The 21599-nt window shown below is 61.6% G+C and carries 15 protein-coding genes; 11 read left to right on the top strand and 4 right to left on the bottom strand.

Features of this window, described 5'->3' with window-relative positions; all coding sequences use genetic code 11:
- Positions 1-317: 317 nt before the first annotated feature.
- The 3 genes from HA399_RS08550 to gorA form a co-directional block, all read right to left on the bottom strand.
- Positions 318-2900 carry a TRAP transporter permease gene (locus HA399_RS08550; RefSeq protein ID WP_404326833.1) on the bottom strand — a complete coding sequence of 861 codons (2583 nt, stop codon included), beginning with the start codon at positions 2898-2900 and terminating at the stop codon, positions 318-320.
- Positions 2901-3413: 513 nt separating this feature from the next.
- The gene (locus HA399_RS08545) at positions 3414-4397 is read right to left on the bottom strand and encodes a TAXI family TRAP transporter solute-binding subunit (protein ID WP_215824541.1); all 984 of its coding nucleotides are present in this window, start codon (positions 4395-4397) and stop codon (positions 3414-3416) included.
- Positions 4398-4933: 536 nt separating this feature from the next.
- Positions 4934-6322, bottom strand: coding sequence for a glutathione-disulfide reductase (gene gorA, locus HA399_RS08540; protein WP_404326832.1), 1389 nt, complete (start codon positions 6320-6322; stop codon positions 4934-4936).
- 398 nt (positions 6323-6720) lie between these two features.
- On the opposite strand from gorA, the gene can reads away from it, so the two are divergent.
- The 10 genes from can (at position 6721) to HA399_RS08490 (ending at position 20103) form a co-directional block, all read left to right on the top strand.
- Positions 6721-7374 (top strand): carbonate dehydratase, encoded by a 654-nt coding sequence (gene can, locus HA399_RS08535; protein WP_043334249.1) that lies wholly within the window; start codon positions 6721-6723, stop codon positions 7372-7374.
- Positions 7375-8329: 955 nt separating this feature from the next.
- Positions 8330-9925 carry an ABC transporter substrate-binding protein gene (locus HA399_RS08530; protein ID WP_404326831.1) on the top strand — a complete coding sequence of 532 codons (1596 nt, stop codon included), beginning with the start codon at positions 8330-8332 and terminating at the stop codon, positions 9923-9925.
- A 319-nt stretch (positions 9926-10244) separates the two neighbouring features.
- Entirely contained in the window at positions 10245-11291 is a 1047-nt protein-coding gene (locus tag HA399_RS08525; RefSeq protein ID WP_054556671.1) for an ABC transporter permease, read from the top strand.
- Positions 11288-12271, top strand: a complete 984-nt coding sequence (locus HA399_RS08520; protein WP_052384673.1) for an ABC transporter permease — start codon at positions 11288-11290, stop codon at positions 12269-12271. The genes HA399_RS08525 and HA399_RS08520 overlap by 4 nt, the downstream gene beginning before the upstream one ends.
- Positions 12272-12291: 20 nt before the next feature.
- Positions 12292-13344 carry an ABC transporter ATP-binding protein gene (locus HA399_RS08515; RefSeq protein WP_404326829.1) on the top strand — a complete coding sequence of 351 codons (1053 nt, stop codon included), beginning with the start codon at positions 12292-12294 and terminating at the stop codon, positions 13342-13344.
- Positions 13341-14420 (top strand): ABC transporter ATP-binding protein, encoded by a 1080-nt coding sequence (locus tag HA399_RS08510; protein ID WP_107334800.1) that lies wholly within the window; start codon positions 13341-13343, stop codon positions 14418-14420. The genes HA399_RS08515 and HA399_RS08510 overlap by 4 nt, the downstream gene beginning before the upstream one ends.
- Positions 14421-14771: 351 nt before the next feature.
- A complete protein-coding gene (locus tag HA399_RS08505) occupies positions 14772-15683 on the top strand; it encodes a LysR family transcriptional regulator (RefSeq protein ID WP_404326827.1) in 912 nt (303 codons plus the stop codon).
- Between the two features lie 133 nt (positions 15684-15816).
- Positions 15817-17181 (top strand): Xaa-Pro dipeptidase, encoded by a 1365-nt coding sequence (gene pepQ, locus HA399_RS08500; RefSeq protein WP_404326826.1) that lies wholly within the window; start codon positions 15817-15819, stop codon positions 17179-17181.
- A gap of 346 nt (positions 17182-17527) precedes the next feature.
- Complete coding sequence (locus HA399_RS08495; protein WP_043334253.1) at positions 17528-18586, top strand: hydrolase; 1059 nt, start codon at positions 17528-17530, stop codon at positions 18584-18586.
- A 347-nt stretch (positions 18587-18933) separates the two neighbouring features.
- Complete coding sequence (locus tag HA399_RS08490) at positions 18934-20103, top strand: dicarboxylate/amino acid:cation symporter (protein WP_131432039.1); 1170 nt, start codon at positions 18934-18936, stop codon at positions 20101-20103.
- 203 nt (positions 20104-20306) lie between these two features.
- Here HA399_RS08490 and msrA read toward each other — a convergent pair whose 3' ends face one another.
- Entirely contained in the window at positions 20307-20945 is a 639-nt protein-coding gene (msrA, locus tag HA399_RS08485; protein WP_404326825.1) for a peptide-methionine (S)-S-oxide reductase MsrA, read from the bottom strand.
- A 49-nt stretch (positions 20946-20994) separates the two neighbouring features.
- Here msrA and HA399_RS08480 point away from each other — a divergent pair, with 49 nt between their 5' ends.
- Positions 20995-21471 carry a YchJ family protein gene (locus HA399_RS08480; protein ID WP_131432037.1) on the top strand — a complete coding sequence of 159 codons (477 nt, stop codon included), beginning with the start codon at positions 20995-20997 and terminating at the stop codon, positions 21469-21471.
- The last annotated feature ends 128 nt before the right edge of the window (positions 21472-21599 follow it).

The raw sequence follows: 21599 nt of genomic DNA, 5'->3' as shown, positions 1-21599 counted from the left end.
CGTGTTGCAAAAACGCGTTCAGATTTCACGCTAGCCTTGCAGACAGGTCACGCAAGGCAGGCGCATACTGTTGCTCCCTCATGAAATGCCTTCTTGCCATGTGCCTGACAGCACCATGCTGAGCAGCGCCAACCTGTAGCAGAGAGAGCCAGCCGCGCCACACGCAAAGTCAGCGCCTCAGGCATAAGTCAGCGCCGCAGGCATGAAAAAGCCGCCCACCGAGCATCTCGGGGGCGGCTTTTGTTTATCCCCTCACGGCATCGGCCGTGAGGGTTGGTGCTCAAACGCTATCTTGTCGAGCGGATAGCGCTGCGGCGTCAGGCAACAGCGGGTTGCTGACGGCGTCGACGTACCTGCAGGAAGCCGATCAACCACAGCAATGCCAGTGCCGGCAGCATGGCGATTTCCTTCGGCGGACGCTTAGCCGTCTGCTGGATGCCATCGATGGTGTAGTCGAAATCGATGCCGGCCTGCTGTGCCACGCTACCGTACTCGATCATGCTGACCAGTACCTGCTCGTCGCTGATATCCAGCGTCAAGCCGACATCGGTCAGACGGGCTTCGCCACTCTCGGCATCAGAAACTGGCAGCAACACGGTCTTGGAGACCTCGTCGCCATCCAGGTTGATGCCCGAGACGTGAATCGGCAGCTTGCTGTCCACCGGCGCTTCGGCGATCAGCGTCTCGATCTGCTGCGGTGCGGCCATGGTGGTCGGTGGATAGATCATGTCCCACCAATAACCCGGACGGAACAGCGTGAAGGTGATCAGCAGCAGGCCGATGGTCTCGTACCAGCGCGTGCGCGTCAGCCAGTAGCCTTGCGTCGCCGCCGCGAAGACCAGCATCGCCGCGACGGCCGAGGCCACCGTGATCGCCAGGTGCCAGTAGCTGTCGATGTTCATCAGCAACAGGTTGGTATTGAAGATGAACATGAACGGCAGGATCGCGGTGCGGATATCGTAGGTGAAACCCTGGATACCGGTCTTGATCGGGTCTGCCTTGGCGATCGCGGCCGCCGCGAAGGCGGCTAGCCCCACCGGTGGCGTGTCATCGGCCAATATCCCGAAGTAGAACACGAACAGGTGCACGGCGATCAGCGGCACGATCAGGCCGTTTTCCGCGCCCAGATTGACGATGACCGGCGCCATCAGCGTCGAGACGACGATGTAGTTGGCAGTCGTCGGCAGGCCCATGCCCAGAATCAGGCTGATCACGGCGGTGAAGATCAGGATCAGCATCAGGTTGCCGGCCGAGATGAACTCGACGAAGGCGGTCATCTTGAGGCCCAGCCCGGTCAGGGTCACGGTGCCCACGACGATACCTGCCGCTGCGGTGGCCACGCCGATGCCGATCATGTTCTTGGCGCCGATCACCAGGCCATGGAAGAGGTCTTCGCCACCGCGTTGTGCGGCGCCGCCGACATTGCCTTCCTTGCGGAAGATGGCCACCAGCGGACGCTGGGTCACGGTGATGAAGATCATGAACAGCACGGCCCAGAAGGCCGACAGTCCCGGTGACATGCGCTCGACCGTCAGGCACCACACCAGCACCACGACCGGCAACAGGAAGTAGAGACCGACCTTGACGGTCGGGCCGACCGGCGGCAGTTCATCGATGTCGCCTTCCCCAAGCTCCGGGAAGCGTGCCGAATAGGCGATCAGTGCCACATAGGAGGCCAGCAGCAGCGGCAGCACGATCCAGACCGCGCCATCCCCCGCCAGGGTCTTGATCCAGCCGATGCCGTAGTAGACGACCAGCGTGAGTATTCCCATGCCGATGAAGACGGTCAGGAAGGTCAGCAGAGTCGCGATCATGCTGGTCTTCTGGGTGCGCTTGAGGCCTTCCATGCCGGCCTTGCACGCTTCCAGGTGCACGATGTAGATCAGGGCGATGTAGGAGATCAATGCCGGCAGCAAGGCATGCTTGATGACGTCAAGGTAAGGAATGCCGACGTATTCAACCATCAGGAAGGCCGCGGCGCCCATGATCGGCGGCGTCAGCTGGCCATTGGTGGACGCGGCCACTTCCACGGCGCCCGCCTTGGTGGCCGGGAAGCCGACCTTCTTCATCAGCGGGATGGTGAAGGTGCCGGTGGTGACGACGTTGGCGATGGAGGAGCCGGAGATGATGCCGGACAGGCCAGAGGCGACGACGGCGGCCTTGGCCGGTCCGCCGCGCATGTGACCGAGCATGGAGAAGGCCATGCGGATGAAGTAGTTGCCGGCGCCAGCGCGTTCCAGCAAGGCACCGAACAGCACGAACAGGAACACGAAGTCGGTGGAAACGCCGAGCGCGACCCCGAACACCCCTTCCGTGGTCAGCCACTGGTGGCCGAGCAGCTTGTTGAGACTGGCCCCGGCATGCGCGATGACATCGGGCATGTAGGCGCCGAACAGGCTGTAGAGCAGAAAGACGCTGGCGACGACCGCAAGGGGCGGCCCGAGTGCGCGACGCGTGGCTTCCAGCAGCAGGACCAGGCCGATCCCCGAGAACACCAGGTCCACGGTGGTATAGGCGCCAGCGCGACGTGCCAGTTCATCACTGAAGATCAGCACATAGGCGACACCCGCCACGGCGAAGATCGCCAGGGCCCAGTCATAGAGGGGAATGCGATTGGCGGGGGCACCCTTGTAGGCCGGGTACGCCACGAAGGCCAGCGAGATGGCAAAACAGAGATGCACGGCGCGCGCGGTGTCGGAATTGAGCAGTGACAGCGGCGAGGCGTGGTAAAGCTGAAACAACGACCATGCCAGTGGAATCAGCCACATGAAGTGGCGGCCCACGAAGCCCACGGGATGACGGCCGCCGGTTTCCGACTCCAGCATCTCGAGGACTTCAGCATCATGATGCGTCTCGGCGTCTGGCGCCTGAGACGTTGCTGCAGTTTGGGTTTTGGTCATTTTTTGTGATCCGGTACGCGAGTCAGGCGATGGCTGGCAGGTCACCTTCTTGCTCGACCAGAAGGCCCTGCTCAACCACATGCTTATCAAGCTGGTTACGTCTTCAGTATGTCCGGCCTGACAGATGTTTCCATTGATTCACCCGATCAGGGCGCAAATTATCTGAACGATTTCCTGAACGGGCAGCGAGCTAGGCTCGTGACGAGCGTGAGACCTTGTATGGTCACGCTTGTCCATGCTGCGGCTGCCGTCACGCCACTTGCCACTCGCAGGCAAGTCCTGGTTGCACGCTGACGGCGGGTGTCGCTGCTGCGCTTTCCCTGCTCGGCCTCTTCCTGCTCGACCTTTTCCTGCACGACCTAAGTGGCCGCCCGGGAATGCAGACTTTCCACAAGCACGGAGACCGCAACGAGTGCGGTCTCCGGGAATTCCCTGTGCTCCCTGTGCTCGGCTCCCTGAGCGCAGGGTGAGCGTTCATGCACGGCGCCTCGCAGGCGAGGCGCGCAGGGCATATCACTCGCTCAGCAGGCCAGCTTCCTTGTAGTACTGCTTGGCGCCATCGTGCAGCGGCGCCGTCAGGGAAGCATTGACCATCTCTTCCTTCTTCAGGACCTGGAACGCCGGGTGCAGGCGCTGGAACTGATCGAAGTTGTCGAACACGGCCTTGACCACTTCGTAGGCGACGCGGTCTTCGACTTCGGCACTGGAGACGATGGTGGCGCGGACACCGAAGGTGGTCACGTCGTCATCGTTGCCGCGGTACATGCCACCCGGGATGGTCGCGACGGAGAAGTAAGGCTTCTCTTCGACCAGCTTGGTGACGGCGTCGCCGGTGACATTGACGATGTTCGCGTCACAGGTGGTGGTCGCTTCCTTGATGGAACCGGACGGGTGACCCACGACGTAGACGTAACCGTCGATCTTGTTGTCACACAGCGCGGAAGACATCTCGGAGGCCTTGAGCTCGGAGGCCACGGAATACACGCTGGTGTCCTTGTCCTGAGAGGACAGCAGAGTGTCGATGGTCGAGCGCTGACCGGAACCCGGGTTGCCGATGTTCATGCGCTTGCCTTCCAGCTGGTCGAACTCAGTCACGCCGCTGTCCTTGCGGGCGACGACGGTGAACGGTTCCGGGTGCAGGGAGAACAGTGAACGCAGGTCCTTGTTCGGGCCGAAGTCTTCGAAATCGCCCTTGCCTTCATAGGCATTGTAATGCGCGTCAGACTGGGCAACGCCCATGTCCAGCTCGCCGGTACGGATGCTGTTTAGGTTGTAGCCGGAACCGCCCGTGGACTCGACGCTGCAGCGAATGCCGTGTTCGGCCTTGCCACGGTTGACCAAGCGGCAGATTGCACCACCAGCCGGATAGTAAACGCCTGTTACACCGCCGGTGCCGATGGTTACGAAGGTCTGCTCGGCGGCGCTGGCGCCTCCGGAGATCCCCATCAGGCCAAGACCTGCGGTCGCGACCGCCGCTGTCAGCGACTTCTTGATCATGGTCATGTTGAAACTCCCTTTGCTGGCTTGTTATTGGTCTTGCCGTCGTGCACCTCGATACCAGCCAGGCCCTTGCTTGTAACGCGTGTGAAACAGGCCGATTTTCAGGCTTATCCACTGCCACATGGCTGATATTTCAGTAATTTGAGGTGCATAACGCTGCACTGAGACTAGCATAGCTGAAGTGTGCGAGTACCAGCTTGTCATGCTTTATGCTACGAAAGGTGTAGGTGTTGGCAGTGAACTGCGCAGACAGCGACTTGTCCCTCGCCACACGAGGATGGCCACTTCCTCATTGCGTGCAACTTTACAGCGCGGATTCAGATAGTCGCTGTTGCTGACTGTGTAACCTGCAACGTTACTCAGTAACCATGACTCCCCTTTCGCGGTTGATTTGCGCCTGGGAGCACGCAGAAGACACATGCAAAAACGCCCCACGGCAAGGCCGTGGGGCGTTCTGTTTTCGATGTTCTGTTTCGACGTTCAGTTTTTTCGAAGCTCAGTCATTTCGACGAGCCGTCTCTGCGACTGGCTTGTCAGGTGCGCGTGACACTGCGCATGGTGACGAACTCTTCCGCTGCCGTCGGGTGAATGCCCACGGTCAGGTCGAAGTCGGCCTTGGTCAGACCGGCACGCACGGCGATGCCGATGCCCTGCATGATCTCACCGGCTTCATCACCGACCATGTGCACGCCGACGACCTTGTCACTGGCGTCATCGACGATCAGCTTCATCAGGCTGCGCTCATCGCTGCCGGACAGGGTGTGCTTGAGCGGACGGAAGTCAGCGGTGTAGACGCGGATGCTGTCGAACTTCTCGCGCGCCGCTTCTTCGCTGAGGCCGACGGTACCGATGTTCGGATGACAGAAGACCGCTGTCGCGATGCTGTCGTAGTCCAGGCCACCCACGACGCCGTCACCGAAGTGCGCTCGCACCAGGTGCATGGCTTCTTCAAGCGCCACCGGCGTCAGTTCCGGACCGCCGATGATGTCGCCCAGCGCGAGGATGGACGAGGTGGTGGTCTCGAAGCGCTCGTTGACGCGCACGGTGCCATCGACATTCAGCGCCACATCGACATTCTCCAGCCCCAGGCCTTCGATGTTCGGCTTGCGACCAGTGGCGGCGAGGATGCAATCCACTTCCAGCACCTGGCCATCGCTCAGGCGCACGCTGTAGACGTCGCCCTGCTTGTCGATGGACTCGACCGTGGTGTTGAAGTGCAGGTTGACGCCCTTCTTGGCCATCTCGTCACGCGTGAACTCACGCACTTCGTTGTCGAAGCCGCGCAGGAACAGGTCGCCGCGATAGCTCAGGTGCGTCTCGGCACCCAGACCATTGAAGATGCTGGCGAACTCGACGGCGATATAGCCGCCACCGATGACGAAGAAGCGCTTCGGGAAGCTTTCCAGATCGAAGATGCGGTTGGAATCCAGCGCATGTTCACGACCTGGGAAGTCCGGCAGGAACGGCCAGCCACCGGTGGCGACCAGAATCTTGGCCGCGGTGTGACGCTCGCCATTGACGACGACGGTGTTGGCATCGGCGATGCTGGCACGGCCTTCGATCAGCGTGGCGCCGGAATTGTTGAGCAGATTGCGATAGATGCCGTTCAGACGAGAGATCTCGGCGGTCTTGCGATCGCGCAGGGTCGCCCAGTCAAAGCGCGGGGCGTCGCCCAGATCCCAACCGAAGCCGGCGCTGTCCTTGAAGGAGTCATGGTAGTGGGCAGCGTAGGAGTAGAGCTTCTTGGGCACGCAACCGACATTGACACAGGTACCGCCGAGGTAGCGGTCTTCTGCCACGGCAACGCGGGCGCCGGTCGCGGCGGCGGTCCGGGCAGCGCGAACGCCGCCGGAGCCGGCACCAATGACGAACAGGTCGAAGTCAAACTGGCCTGTCGCAGGCTGATGGGTCTGATCGGTCACGGGAATCTCCTTGATGAATTGGCCACATGGTATCAGGACTCGCGCGGCCTCGGGAGTCCCGTGTCGCTGGGCACGGTTACCCGCGTATCGGCCTTCAGGTTGACCCTGTGGCCTCTGACACGGTAAATATGTCCTACAAGCATGTTAGACAAAAGTTACAACGTGCTGGCACAGGGGCTTGCACCGTCATTGGCGAAGCGCTCCGCGGGCGCGTAACATTGTTGCTCGTAACACTGTCGCTCGTAACATTAGCGCTCTAACGTCTTGCCTGACGCTGCCGTGAATGCCTGCCTCATGGGTCTGAGCCAAGAGGCTCTGCGCCCGAGAGGCACCACGGCCAACGCCCCTGTGCGACAACCGTCCCCTGCCCCCGTCATTTGAAAAGTGGTCTCCCTGCCATGAGCAATATCGAAAAGCTGCTTGAGCAAAACAAGGTCTGGGCTGAATCCATGACCGAGCGCGACCCTGAGTTCTTCAAGCGCCTCTCGGACCAGCAGAATCCTGATTTTCTGTGGATCGGCTGCTCGGATTCCCGCGTACCGGCCAACCAGATCATCGACCTGCCGCCCGGCGAAGTCTTCGTTCATCGCAATGTCGCCAACCTGATCCACTACAACGACATGAACGCGTTGTCGGTGATCCAGTACGCCGTCGATGTCCTGAAGGTCGAGCACATCATGATCGTCGGCCATTACGGTTGTGGTGGCGTGCGTGCCTCGATCACCGGCGGTGACAATGGCATGGTTGACTACTGGCTGCACACCCTGCGTGAGCTCTACAACCTGCACTATGACGAGCTCAAGGACCTGCCGCTGGATGAGCAGGTCGACCGCATGTGCGAACTCAATGTCCGCTCTCAGGTGCAGAACCTGGCCAGAACCAAGATCCTGCAGCGTGCCTGGGAGCGCGGTCAGAAGCTGGAAGTGCACGGCTGGGTCTACGGCCTGTCCGATGGTCGGGTGAACAACCTCGATTGCACCATCAGCAACCTGTCACAGGTGCCGCAGCTGTATCGTGTGGACCGCATCGAGCCTTTGCCGCAGCAGGACTGATCAGGCCGACCTGATCCAGCTGCCGGTGCTGCAGAATGCCGGTAGCAACATCAGTGCCCTCCAACGCGCCTCCCACTCGGGAGGCGCGTCGCGTTTCAGGCCTCCCTCTTATCAAGACGACCCTCCAGCGCCTTTCTCCCACTGTCAGTGCTTTCCTGCATCGACTGCCTTGGCGTCTATCGAATGGAATCAGGCTGGCAGTCACCGGCGCTGGAAAGTCTTTCACGTGTTTTCAGCGCAGCGTTCGGGAATTTTACAGCGCAGTATCGACCTTGCAGCCCTTCGTGGAGGGCCTCTGAGGCGCAACTTTGGTCGCAGAACGCCATGCGCACCAATCAAGTGCAGAGACTGCACGCATTGAAAAATCACTGCCTATCCTGTCGGCTTTTCTACCGCTGATGGTGTCTGTTTATCGCCAGGTGGCCTGAAGCCTGGGTGGCGGTATTCAGCGTACGCAATGTCTCTCAAGCAGGCGCCGTCGGCTGACGGAACTGATACACACCACCGCCACACCGCGTCCCAAAAACTTCCCAGACCTCGATTATTACACTTGCCTCAGGTGATTGATTCTATTGGGATCTACTTGTCATGAAGGCTTGCAGTGTGAACGAGGCAGGCGAGTATCACGGCGGCGTGCCCAGCATATGACAGGACTGAATCGCACCGCATTGCCCCGACAGGAGACGCCCTCAGCTCGCGGCTTTATTGATCTGAGAAATGGCGTTGCCGTGTGACATCCGGGCTGTCGCTTCGTCGATCTCGCGCCCTGCACCAGCCTGGATGACGTTGCGTGATCAGGAAAAGGCTATTCACCACCTGCATCCGGCTACTCAACATTTCGATTGTCCCGCGACCAAGTGACTCTCTACTGTTAGAACGCATCCTGCGTGTCTGCCTCGACAGCCGCGCAGGATCGCCACAACAACAATCAAACTACACAAGCAAAGGGATGCTCATGACCCGTCAGAATGCCCTCCAGTCTTTCTTGCCCAAGAAGACCCTGTGTGCGCTGATCGGCAGCGCGACATTGGCCATGGCGGCTCCGGCAATGGCCGAAGACGTCACCCTGCGCATGGCCTACGACGCTGACCCCGTGACCCTCGATATCCACGAGCAGCTTTCCGGCGGCACCCTGCAGCTGTCGCACATGGTCTACGACCCGCTGATTCGCTGGAACAAGGACCTCGGCTTCGATGGCCGCCTGGCCAAGAGCTGGGAGCGTGTCGATGACAACACCATGCGCTTCCACCTGCGCGAAGGCGTCAAGTTCCACTCCGGCAATGACTTCTCCGCCAAGGATGTGGTCTGGACCATCGAGCGCCTCAAGAAGAGTGCCGACTTCAAGGCCATCTTCGCACCCTTCACCGACGTCAAGGCCGTCGATGACTACACCGTGGATCTGGTAACCGACAAGCCGTTCCCGCTGGTGCTGAATGCGGCCACCTACATCTTCCCGATGGACAGCGCGTTCTATTCCGGTGAGACCGAAGACGGCAAGGCCAAGGATGAGATCGCCAAGGCGGCCAACACCTTCGCCTCACGCAACGAGTCCGGCACGGGCCCCTACAAGGTCGCGGACCGTCAGCAGGGTGTGAAGATAAGTTTCGAGCGCTTCGAGGATTACTGGGACACCGAATCGCCGGGTAACGTCGATGACATCGTGCTGACGCCGATCAAGGAAAACGCCACGCGTGTCGCGGCGCTGCTGTCGGGTGACATGGACTTCATCGCGCCGGTACCGCCGACCGATCTGGAACGCATTCGCAAGCAGGATGGCGTGCACCTGGTCGAGATGAGCGGCACCCGCATCATCACCTTCCAGATGAACCAAGAGCGTGTCGAAGCCTTCAAGGACAAGCGTGTCCGTCAGGCCGTCAACTACGCCATCAATCAGGAAGGCATCGCCCAGAAGCTGATGAAAGGCTTCGCGACCCCCGCAGCCCAGATGTCACCGGATGGCTATCAGGGCCACAACCCCGAGCTGACCCCGCGCTATGACGTGGCCAAGGCCAAGGAGCTGATGAAGGAAGCCGGATACGAGGATGGCTTCGAGATCAGCATGATGGCGCCCAACAACCGCTATGTGAACGACGCCAAGATCGCCCAGGCCGTGGCCTCGATGCTGGCCAGGATCAACATCACGGTGGATCTGAAGACCCTGCCCAAGGCCCAATACTGGCCGGAATATGATGCGCGCGCGGCCGACATGATGATGATCGGCTGGCACTCGGACACCGAAGACAGTGCCAACTTCTTCGAATTCCTGACCTTCTGCCCGGATGCCGACAGCGGTGTCGGTCAGTACAACTCCGGCAACTACTGCAATCCGGACGTCGACAAGATGGTCACCGAGGCCAACCTGGAAACCGACACCGAGAAGCGCGCCAAGATGTTGCAGGCCGCCGAGAAAGCCGTCTACGACGATGCCGGTTTCGTGCCGCTGCACTGGCAGAACCTGGCCTGGGGCGCGCGTGATGGCGTCAACATCGAGCCGGTGCTGAACGTGATGAACTTCCCGTACCTGGGGGATCTGGTCATCGACCAGGAGTGATCCCACGCCATGAGTGACAGGCACTGAACCGCCTTGCATCGTTCAGCGCCATGTTCCTGGCCACGCACCCCTCGCGACAGGCAAGTCAGGCAACCGGAGATAGCCTAAGCGAACTCTCTGGTTGCCCTGCTGACCTGAACGCGACGACTTACCCCCGCCTGTCGTTTTCCTCGCCATCGCCTGTCGGTGATGGGTTGGGGAGCCTGTGCCCGATGACAGGCCAGCGACGAGCGGGATACCTGACACCCAGCGTGATCGGCCAGCATGGATAGGGCTGACGCGCGCGAGACCGTGATGTTCACGAGGAAGGTGGCGATCCATGATTGCCTTTCTGATCAAACGCCTGATGCACGCCGTACTGGTCATGTTCGTGATCAGCATCATCAGCTTCGCCATCCAGGACAACCTGGGCGACCCGCTGCGCGAGATGACCGGCCAGGCCGTGTCGGAAGCCCAGCGTGAAGTCATGCGCGATGAAATGGGCCTCAACGACCCCTTCATCACCCAATATCTGCGTTTTGCCGGCAATGCCCTGCAGGGCGATCTCGGCAACTCGTATTTCTACAAGCAGCCGGCGACCGAGGTGATTCTCAAGCACCTGCCCGCCACGCTGGAGCTGGTGATGGCCTCGAGCCTGATCATCATCCTGCTCTCGGCGCCCATCGGAGTGTTCGCGGCGATTCGCCCGCGCAACTGGCTGTCACGCCTGTTCATGGGTACCTCGATCATCGGTATCTCGGTGCCGGTCTTCCTGACCGCCATCGTGTTGATCCAGCTGTTCGCGATCGGCGTGACCGTGGACTGGTTCCCCAGCGACACCACCTGGGGCAGTGTCCTGAACGGCATGCTGTCCACCGATGGCGGCATGCCCTCCTACGGACGTGGTGAGCTGGTACACGTCGCGGGCACCTGGTCGAGCGGCTTCTTCACCGCCGACGGCCTCTGGCACCTGGTACTGCCGGCCATCTCGCTGGCCTCGATCATGCTGCCGCTGTTCATCCGCCTGATTCGTGCCGAGATGATGGAAGTGCTGCAGTCGGACTACATCAAGTTCGCACGCGCCAAGGGCATCGGCCTCAAGCGTATCTACTTCCTGCACGCACTGAAGAACACCATGCTGCCGGTGATCACCGTCGGCGGCGTGCAGATCGGCACCATGGTCGCCTACACCATCCTGACCGAGACCGTCTTCCAGTGGCCGGGCATGGGCCTGATGTTCCTCGAGGCCATCACCCGCTCCGACATCCCGCTGATCGTGGCCTACCTGATGATGGTCGGCGTGATCTTCGTGATCACCAACACCCTCGTCGATCTGATCTACGGACTGGTCAACCCCACCGTCAAGCTTGCGGGGAAACCGGCATGAGCCAATCCAATACCCAATCGAGCAACGCGCCCGTCACCCCGAAGACCAGCTCCATCGTGGTCCCCGGCCGTTGGCAGCGTTTCCGCGAGTCCTATCTGGTCTACAGCTTCAAGCGTGACTGGATGGCTCAGGCCTGTCTGCTGGTGTTCATCGCCATGGTGCTCGGGGCCTTCCTCGCGCCGTGGATTGCCCCGGCCGATCCCTATGATCTGGCCAGCATCGACATCATGAACTCGGAGCTGCCGCCGGCGTGGATGGCGGGCGGTGATCCGGCCTTCCTGCTGGGCACCGATGCCCAGGGGCGTGATCTGCTCTCCACCATTCTCTACGGCACGCGCGTGTCGCTGTTGATCGGCTTCGGCGCGGTCATCCTGCAGGCACTGCTCGGCGTGACCTTCGGGCTGCTGGCGGGCTATCTGGGCGGGCGTATCGATGCCTTCCTGATGCGCATGGCCGATATCCAGCTGTCGTTCTCGACCCTGATGGTGGCCATCGTGGTGGGCGCCATCATCAAGGCGACCTTCGGTGGCGCCGCCTTCTCGGATTACGCGCTGATCCTGTTGATCCTGATCATCGGGCTGGCGGAATGGCCGCAGTATGCGCGTACCGTCCGCGCCTCGGTGCTGGCGGAGAAGAACAAGGAATACGTCGATGCCGCGCGGGTGATGGGCTTCCGCTCCCGTCGCATCATGTTCCGTCACATCCTGCCCAATACCCTGTCGCCGATCTTCGTCATCTCCACGGTGCAGATCGCCAACGCGATCATCTCGGAGGCGGCGCTGTCCTTCCTCGGTCTCGGCATGCCGGAGACCCAGCCGTCGCTGGGGTCACTGATCAAGTCCGGCTTCGACTACCTGCAGTCAGGCAGCTGGTGGATCACGCTGATCCCCGGTGGCGTGCTGATCGTGCTGGTCCTGGTCATCAACCTGCTGGGCGACTGGCTGCGTGATGTCATGAACCCGCGTCTCTACAAGGGCTGAAGCCGAGAGGAGTCAAGACAATGGCACTACTTGAAGTCAACAACCTCGACGTCCGCTTCGCCATGCGAGGCGGTGAGGTGCGCGCCCTGCGCGACGTCAGTTTCACCCTGGAACGCGGTGAGCGCCTGGGGATCGTCGGTGAATCAGGGGCCGGCAAGTCGGTCGCGGCCTTCACCATCCTGAATCTGATCGCCAAGCCCGGCTACATCGCCGGCGGCGAGATCAAGTTCGATGGCGAGGTGCTCAACACCCTCAAGCCCAAGGCGATGCAGTCGATTCGCGGCAACCGCATCTCGATGATCTTCCAGGACCCGATGATGACGCTCAATCCGGTGCTGACCATCGGCGAGCAGATGATCGAGTGCCTGAAGGCGCACCGCCGCATCTCGCGCAAGGATGCGCGCGCCATCGCCCTGCACAAGCTCAATCAGGTCTTCATTCCCTCACCGGAAAAGCGCCTGGATCAGTACCCGCATGAGCTGTCCGGCGGCATGCGTCAGCGCATCATCATCGCCATCGCGCTGCTGCTGGACCCGGACATCATCGTCGCCGATGAGCCGACCACCGCGCTGGATGTGACCATCCAGGCCGAGATCATGGAGCTGTTGCTGCTGCTGTGCGAAAAGCACAACGTCGGGCTGATCCTGATCACCCACGACCTGGGCGTGGTCAGCCAGGTCACCCAGCGCACCCTGGTGATGTATGCCGGGCGCGTCATCGAACAGGGGCCGACCCGCGAGATCATCAATGATGCTCAGCACCCCTACACCCAGGGGCTGATCAACGCCCTGCCCCAGATGGCCACACCGGGCAGCCGTCTGAACCAGATTCGTGGCTCGATGCCGACCCTGACCAAGATTCCGGCCGGTTGCGCCTTCAATCCGCGCTGTGACTTCGCGGCGAATATCTGCCTCGAGAAGGTGCCGGCCTTTGCCCATTCCGGCAACTGCAAGGTGGCCTGTCATATGGTCGATGCCATGGTGGCCAGCGAGCGCTGGACCCCGATCATCACCGATGCCAACGGCAATGGCGCCACTCCCACTGACAGCCACCGCACGGAGGTGAATGCATGAGCGCGGCAATTCTGAAGGACGCTCAGTCCTCCTCCCAGGCCTCCACCCGTGTAGATAGCGCCGAGCTTGGCGAAACCCTGGTGGAAATTCGTGATCTCGAGAAGCGCTTCTCGTTGTCCGGCGACTTTCTCGAGCAGCTGACCTTCGAGAAGGGACGCCTGCGTCGCAAGCAGGAATACGTGCACGCCATCAATGGCGTCACACTGGACGTCAAACGCGGTGAGGCGCTGTGCGTGGTCGGGGAATCCGGCTGCGGCAAGTCGACGGTCGCGCGCACCGTGATGGGGCTTCTCAAGCCCAGTGGTGGCGAGGTCCGTTTTGACGGCACCCGCATCGACAATATGGCCCCGCGGGACCTGCTGCCCTACCGCCGTCGCATGCAGATGATCTTCCAGAATCCCTATGCGTCGCTGAATCCGCGCATGACCATCCAGCAGACGCTGGAGGAGCCGCTGCGCTTCCATCAGCCGACGCTCAAGGATGGCGAGGTGCGCGACAAGATCGAGGAGGTGATGCGCTCGGTGGGCATCGACCCGGACTGGGGCAAACGCTTCGCGCACGAATTCTCCGGCGGTCAGCGTCAGCGTATCTCGATCGCCCGCGCGCTGGCGGTGGACCCGGAATTCATCGTCGCCGATGAGCCGATCTCGGCGCTGGACGTGTCGATCCAGGCGCAGGTGCTCAACCTGATGATGGAGGCGCAGGAGCAACGCAACCTGACGTATCTGTTCATCACCCACGATCTGGCCGTGGTCGAGCACTTCGGCACCCGCGTTGCGGTGATGTATCTGGGCACGCTGTGCGAGCTGGCGGACACCCGTTCACTGTTCGCCCGCCCGCGTCACCCCTACACCCAGGCATTGATGTCGGCGATCCCGCGGCTGCACGATGACAAACCCAACCACATTCGCCTCGAGGGCGAGGTGCCGACGCCGGTCAATCTGCCTTCGGGCTGTGTCTTCCATGGCCGTTGTCCGCATGCCAATCAGCGTTGCCGTACGGAGATTCCGCGCCTGATCGCCACGGACACCGGTCAGGTCGCCTGCCACGCCGTGGAAGAAGGCCGCATCGACTGATGTGATGGCAGTGACGAAAGTGATGACGGCGATGTGATGGGCGCCATCGATCATTGCGTTTCCGGCCCCAAGCAAGGAAAGACCGCGCAAGGTTGCCATTGTCATCGGCAACCTTGCGTCTTGCCCTCATTGACGATTGCATCTCGCGTTTTGTGTGGGCAAGATTTCGCACAACCGTCACTGACCAACAGGTCAATTGGCGCCATTGCCCACGATGCTAGAAGAAGATTCAGCGTGGCACCGGGCCCCGATGACGCATCCCCAAGATACTCTGGTGTGACACGTCCGAAGAGATGTGCGCCCGACCTCCTGACATGGCCTTCTCCCAGGCCGACGAGGCACTCCGATTACATGGAAATTCGCTGGCTCGAAGATTTCATCGTTCTGGCTCAGACCCGACATTTCTCGCGGGCAGCCGATGCACAGAATGTCTCTCAGCCCACCTTTTCCCGCCGCATCAAGTTGCTGGAAGAGGAGATGGGCACCACCTTGATCAATCGTCAGACCCTGCCGCTGTCGCTCACTCCCGCCGGAGACGAGTTTCTCCAGCTGTGCGAGCAGATCACCGAGCGCGTGCGCATCACACGCGAACGCCTGCAGGACATGGCCCAGCAGCAAGCCAGCAAGATATCGCTGGGGGCACCGCAGTCTCTGGTGTCGCACTTCCTGCCCGATTGGCTCGATCAGCTTCAGCTGCGTGAGCAGGTGCTGCCTTATCTGCGTGCCACCGGCTGGCTGGCGGCCGACTATTTCCACGGGCTGGATCGCGGCGAATGTGATCTGGCGCTGTGCTATTGGCCCCAGGCACGTGTGGACCTGGGCTTTGAGCTGGACAGTTACCAATACCTGGTGGTCGGCGAAGAAACCTTCATCCCGCTGTGCGCGCCCGGCGCGGATGGCAATCCCCGTCATCAGTTGCCGGGCACGCGGCGCAATCCGCTGCCGTTCATCAGCCCGCACCCGCGCGCCGTCATCGCCACCTCGCTGATGGCGCATCTCGCTCAGGTCCCGATTCAGGCACATCTGGTCACCATGAACGAGAATATCCAGGCGGCCAACATCAAGGCGCTGGTGTTGCAGGGCTATGGCATCGGCTGGTTGCCGCAGCGGCTGGCCGCAGAGGAAATCGCCAACGGCAAGCTGGTACGTGCCGGTGACCCGCGCTGGGACCTGAGCCTGCATATCCGCCTGTATCGCCCGCGCGTGCCGCGCCACGACAGTGTCAGTGAACTCTGGCACCAGCTTGAAGCCCGTTTCTCGTGAGTCATCCGGGCAGGAGGGGCGCAGGCGCCGGCTCAGCGACGCTCTCCCCTTCATTCCTACATTCTCCAACACTTCACGCCATTGACGTTCACTCCTCCAGGTCAGGCGTGCCGACCGTTTGCAAGGAAACATGATGTCTGACAGCCAGCTCAACGACCCGACACTCACCCACGCCGCGGCACATCGTGCGCATCTGGCGGCGCTGCAATCCGGCTACGAAGTTGCCATGCAGCAGCATGATCTGGACGCCATCGTGCTGCACAGTGGCAAACCGAAGCGGCATTTCGCCGATGATCAGGATGCCAGCTTCAAGTCGCATGCCCATTTCCTGCACTGGGTGCCGATGGCGGGTCTCAGCGATAGCTGGCTGGTGATTCGTCCGGGCGAGCGCCCGACGCTTTACCTCTATGCCCCCGATGACTTCTGGCATCTGTCACCCAGCCTGCCGACGCCGGACACTGCGCCCTGGGCCGAGCAGTTCGAGATCGTCCATCTGCGCAAGCCGACACTGCCACAGCGTCCCGAGGGCCGCGTGGCGCTGCTGGGCGAGATCGTAGAGCTTCAGCCGCAGGTGGTCAGTGAGCTTGAGGCACTGCCCAACCCGGTCGGCCTGGTGCGCCAGCTCGACGAGGGACGCGTCTGCAAGAGCGAATTCGAGATCGCCTGTCTTGAAGAAGCCAGCCTGCGCGCCGCGCGTGGCCATCTGGCTGCCCGGCGCACCTTCATGGAAGGCGGCGCGGAGCTCGATATCCAGCTGGCCTATCTTGGCGCGTCGCGCCAACGGGAATCGGATGTGCCCTACGGCAACATCGTCGGTCTCAACGCGCATGCCGCGGTCCTGCATTACCAGCATTATGGCTTGCAGGCCCCCGCCGCCCGTCACAGCCTGCTGGTGGATGCTGGCGCCAGCGTGCACGGCTATGCCTCTGACATCACGCGCAGCTGGGCAGGCGATGATGCGCTACCGATCTATCGCGCGCTGATCGAGGGCGTGGAGGCGCTGCAGAAGCGTCTGATCGCAAGACTCGCGCCCGGTGTGGACTACGTCGACCTGCACCTCGAGATGCATCGCGAGCTGGGTGAGCTGCTGCGGGAACTGGGCGTGGTGTCCCTGCCCGCCGAGGATCAGGTCGCTCAAGGCATCACGGCAGCCTTCTGCCCGCATGGCCTCGGGCACCTGCTGGGATTGCAGGTCCATGATGTGGCGGGTCGCATTCCTGATCACACCACCGGCGACATCCGTCATCCGCCGCAAGGTCACCCGATGCTGCGCCTGACGCGTGTGCTCGAGACCGGCATGGCCATCACCATCGAACCGGGCTGCTACATCATCCCCATGCTGCTGGAGCCGCTGCGCAACGATGCACGCGGTGAGCATATCGACTGGAAGCTGGTCGAGGCGCTGGCACCGCATGGTGGTGTGCGTATCGAGGACAATCTGGTCATCACCGCAGATGGCGCCCTCAATCTGACGCGCAGCCCGGCGACTGGCCTGTAATCAGGCCTGTCACACCACTGTCCGGGTCTCTCGCTGTGACGCTTGCCGTCACACGCCTGCCTCACGCCGCCATGGGCCCTGTGCCGATGGCGGCTTTTTGTCGTGTGTCGTGAGGCTGAGTATTCGAGCGCCAGGCCAGGAGTGTGATCCAGGGCGAGCTATCGCCGTTGGCGTCGATGCGTATGCTGCACTGCGACTAGCGATTGGCGTCGCCAAGTGAAATGATGCCAACGATATCCGTGCAGAAATTCCTGTCAGATCTTGCTGCAGGCCACCGCCATCAAGGGCATGTCCATCACCCGACCACCAACGTCATCGCCCTGGCCTGCCACTGGAGCTACCTCACATGCCGCACTCCATCTTCACGTCAGAGTTTCGCCCTGCCCTTGGCCTGCGCAATCGCCATGTCCAGACCTTGTTGCCGCGATTTCTGCCCCGCGCGCCCCTGAGTCGACGCACCGAGATTCTCAATCTTCCCGATGGTGACTTCGTCGAGCTCGCCTGGGTCATCAGCGACGGTCATGAAAAGCGTGAGCGTACGACGGCCCTGAGCGACGATGCGCCCCTGTTCGTACTGTTTCATGGCCTTGAGGGTGACTTGAGCTCGCCCTACGCCCGTGAGCTGCTCAATGCGGCCGCCCGGATGGGCTGGCGACCGGTGATGATGCATTTCCGTGGCTGCGGCCAATCCCCCAACCGCCTGCCACGCGCCTATCACAGCGGAGATACCGCAGACGCCTATTGGGTGCTCGGCGAGCTGGGGCGACGCTATCCGCACGCCATCAAGGTCGCCTGTGGCGTATCGCTGGGCGCCAACATGCTGCTCAAGCTGGTGGCGGAGCAAGGCGGTGATGGTCTGGATCTGGCCGGCGCGATCGCCATCAGCGCCCCGCTGGACCTGGCAGCCAGCGCGGACGTGCTCAATCAGGGCTTCTCGCGCCTCTACCAGCGCCATCTGCTCAAGGGCTTGAAGGCCAAGGTGGCAGCGAAGCTTGCCAATGGTCCGCTACCCATCTCGATCGGAGCGCATCAGCTGACGCAGCTCAACAGTTTCTGGGCCTATGACAATGAAGTCACCGCACCCCTGCATGGCTTCACCTCGGCGAGTGATTACTACACGCGCTCCTCGGCGGGCCGTCTGCTGAGCGAGATCGAACTGCCGACGCTGATACTGCAATCACTGGATGACCCCTTCATGCCACGCGATCTGTTCGCACGCTTCCACCAACCTTCCGAGGCCGTTCGCATCGAGCTCAGTGAGCGCGGTGGGCATGTCGGCTTCGTCGAGTGGCGCCGTGGGCGACTGAGCTCCTGGCTTGCTCGCCGTGTCAGTCAGCAGCTGGATGCCTGGAGCGGGCTGCCCAAGCCACAAGCACAGGCAGAGGTGCAGAGCGAAGCGCACTGAACTGCCTGTATTGAACCGGCTGCATGAACTGTCGTGCATCGAACTGGCGGCATTGTCCGCCATTCAGACGCCAACACGCTTCCCCTCCCTGGCTTTCTTGTCCTTGGCATTCCTTGCCCCTTTTTGCTTCTCCCACCCTTGCTCGCCTTCCCACCCCCAGATCCGGTGGGAAGGTCTTAACCCTGACTACGACCGTATGCTTTTCAGCATGGCCAAATCTTGAGTAACAAAAACGATAACGGTATACAGGATGTATGGTGTGAAGGGTGACACGGATCACTGTCACGATTCAGGGAGAATGGTAGACTGCGCGCCCATCCTACGTTCAAGACTCTACTGGCCTGATAATGAACCTGATTTTTCGCCTGGTGCTCGGCATCGTGGCTGGCATACTGCTGGGGCAATGGGCTCCCGAATCCCTGATACGCGCCCTGCTGACCTTCAAGGTACTGTTCGGTGAGCTGCTGGAATACGCCATTCCGCTGATCATCCTGTTCTTCATCATGAGCGGGATCGCACGTCTCGAGCGCTCCTCGGGCCGCCTGCTGACCCTGACCATCGTGCTGGCCTATGCCTCGACGACGCTGGCAGGACTGTTGGCGGGCATCGTCGGGCTGGAGGTCGTGCCGCATATCGTGCAACAGGACCAGCTGCCGGTCAGTCATGCCATCAAGCACTTGAGCCCCTACTTCACGCTGGATATTCCGCCGTTGACCGATATCAGCACGGCTCTGGTGACGGCCTTCCTGTTCGGCATCGGCATTTCCGCCACCGAGCATGACGGCATGCGTCAGCTGGCCGACGGCGGCCGTGACATCGTCGAGCGCTTCATCGCCAAGGCGTTGATTCCTGCCCTGCCGTTCTATATCGCCGGCCTGTTCTGCGAGATGACGATCGCCGGCACGGTGGCCAATACCCTCAAGAGCTTCGGCATGATCCTGCTGCTGGCGCTGACCCTGCACTGGCTGTGGCTGAGCTTGCTCTACGTCACCAGCGGCACCAGCACCGGTCGCTCGCCCATGAAGGCGCTGGCCCACATGCTGCCCGCCTACTTCACCGCGGCCGGTACCATGTCTTCCGCGGCCACGATTCCGGTCACCGTGCGCCAGATGCACCTCAATCACATCTCCCCATCCGTGGCGAGCTTTGCGGTGCCGTTGCTGGCCACCATCCACATGTGCGGCAGTGCCATCACGCTGACCGTGTGCGCCATTGGCGTGATGCTGGTCACTCCCTCCCTGGCAACGCCCGAGCTCACCACCCTGCTGCCGTTCATCGCCGCGCTGGGCGTGACCATCATTGCCGCGCCCGGCTCGCCCGGTGGGGCCGCGATGACCTCGGTGGGCGTATTGCAGAGCCTGCTGGGCTTCGATGCCGCCGCCGTCGGCCTGATGATGGCGCTCTATCTGGCGCAGGACAGCTTCGGCACCGCGTGCAACGTCACCGGCGATGGCGCCCTGGTGCAGTGGATCGATCGCTTTGCAGAAGCCGAGCAGGACCGACAGCGCTACCGCTGACACTGTGCCTCGCCGCATCTGACCGACAGCGTTTTCTGACAAAAGCTGTTTCTGACAGAAAGCTGCTCCAAACAGAAAAAAGCCTCATGGCGGCCGTGAACTTCGCGGCGACCATGAGGCTTTCGTGTCTCTCAGCGGCAATCTCTCTCCAACAGGCTCATGACAGCGATGTCATTGCAGGCAGGACATGACTGCCGAGGCTGTCAGCCGATAGGGCAGCTGATTCCCGTGCCTTTCAGGCCGCAGTAGCCGCCCGGATTCTTGGCCAGATGCTGCTGGTGATATTCCTCGGCGTAGTAGAACTCGCGCAGCGGTGCGACCTCGGTGGTGATGCGGCCGAGACCGGACTGGTCCAGCGCCTGCTGGTAGTCGGCCATGCTCTTCTCGACGATGGCGCGCTGGTCTTCGCGGGTGTAATAGATCGCGCTGCGGTACTGGTTGCCGATGTCATTGCCCTGACGCATGCCCTGGGTCGGGTCATGGGCCTCGAAGCTGGCCCGCAGGATCTCCGGCAGGCCGATCACCGTCGGGTCAAAGATCACACGCACGACCTCGGTGTGGCCTGTCTTGCCGGTGCAGGTCTCTTCATAGCTCGGATTCGGCGTATGGCCGCCGGCATAACCGACCGCCGTCACCTTGACGCCCGGCAGCTGCCAGAAGAGGCGCTCGGCTCCCCAGAAGCAGCCCAGCCCCAGCACGATCTCCTCACACTCACTGTCGAACGGCGGTACAATCGAGCGGCCATTGACGTGATGAACGCCGCTGATGCGAACCGCTTCACTGCGCCCTGGCAAGCTGTCCTGCGCTGAAGGAATGGTCTGCTTATCTTCCGTTATCCACATGGCGGACTCTCTCCTGTGTCGCGTCGTGCAATCGTGTATAGGTTCAATGATGTCATCTCTGCCCCCCAAGATCTGCCCCTGCCAGCCCAACAGCGCAAAGGCGCGACGCTACGCCGATTGCTGTCAGCCGATTCATGCTGACATCACCCGCGCCGAACGCCCCGAGCAATTGATGCGCGCCCGCTACAGTGCCTTCTGCCTGTCGCTGAGTGACTTCCTGATCGACAGCTGGGACCCGGCCCATTGCCCGGCACGCGCCGATCTCGAAGGTGCTGGCCCGCAGTGGCTGGCATTGGAGATTCTGGACAGCGGACAAGACGCCGATACCGGCATGGTACGCTTTCATGCCACCTTCTTCGAGCAGGGAAAGTTCCAGCAATTGCAGGAACTTAGCCGCTTTCATCACGATGGCCATCACTGGCGTTATGTCGACGGTGATGCCGAGTGGCAGACACTGACGCCGGGGCGCAACAGCCTGTGTCCCTGTGGCAGCGGCAAGAAGATCAAGCGTTGCTGCACTGCGTGACCGTGGCCGTCAGCGTCTTGTGCTGACACGCGTGCGCTTGAGATTGAGATTGAGCCCTCGAGCATAAGCGAAACTAGCACCTCTGAAATGCCCCCTCCATAACGAGACAGCCCCCACCGAACCTGTCG

This window comes from Cobetia sp. UIB-001 (genome assembly GCF_044789135.1).
Classification (GTDB): domain Bacteria; phylum Pseudomonadota; class Gammaproteobacteria; order Pseudomonadales; family Halomonadaceae; genus Cobetia; species Cobetia amphilecti.
Note: the sequence above shows the minus strand (reverse complement) of the source record. Positions and strands in the feature narration are given on the sequence as shown.

Bases quoted from the DNA above. Each gene is read 5' to 3' on its own strand.
- HA399_RS08550 (WP_404326833.1), bottom strand. From the start codon at position 2,900: ATGACCAAAACCCAAACTGCAGCAACGTCTCAGGCGCCAGACGCCGAG.
- HA399_RS08545 (WP_215824541.1), bottom strand. From the start codon at position 4,397: ATGATCAAGAAGTCGCTGACAGCGGCGGTCGCGACCGCAGGTCTTGGC.
- can (WP_043334249.1), top strand. From the start codon at position 6,721: ATGAGCAATATCGAAAAGCTGCTTGAGCAAAACAAGGTCTGGGCTGAA.
- HA399_RS08530 (WP_404326831.1), top strand. From the start codon at position 8,330: ATGACCCGTCAGAATGCCCTCCAGTCTTTCTTGCCCAAGAAGACCCTG.
- HA399_RS08525 (WP_054556671.1), top strand. From the start codon at position 10,245: ATGATTGCCTTTCTGATCAAACGCCTGATGCACGCCGTACTGGTCATG.
- HA399_RS08520 (WP_052384673.1), top strand. From the start codon at position 11,288: ATGAGCCAATCCAATACCCAATCGAGCAACGCGCCCGTCACCCCGAAG.
- HA399_RS08515 (WP_404326829.1), top strand. From the start codon at position 12,292: ATGGCACTACTTGAAGTCAACAACCTCGACGTCCGCTTCGCCATGCGA.
- HA399_RS08510 (WP_107334800.1), top strand. From the start codon at position 13,341: ATGAGCGCGGCAATTCTGAAGGACGCTCAGTCCTCCTCCCAGGCCTCC.
- HA399_RS08505 (WP_404326827.1), top strand. From the start codon at position 14,772: ATGGAAATTCGCTGGCTCGAAGATTTCATCGTTCTGGCTCAGACCCGA.
- pepQ (WP_404326826.1), top strand. From the start codon at position 15,817: ATGTCTGACAGCCAGCTCAACGACCCGACACTCACCCACGCCGCGGCA.
- HA399_RS08495 (WP_043334253.1), top strand. From the start codon at position 17,528: ATGCCGCACTCCATCTTCACGTCAGAGTTTCGCCCTGCCCTTGGCCTG.
- HA399_RS08490 (WP_131432039.1), top strand. From the start codon at position 18,934: ATGAACCTGATTTTTCGCCTGGTGCTCGGCATCGTGGCTGGCATACTG.
- msrA (WP_404326825.1), bottom strand. From the start codon at position 20,945: ATGTGGATAACGGAAGATAAGCAGACCATTCCTTCAGCGCAGGACAGC.
- HA399_RS08480 (WP_131432037.1), top strand. From the start codon at position 20,995: ATGTCATCTCTGCCCCCCAAGATCTGCCCCTGCCAGCCCAACAGCGCA.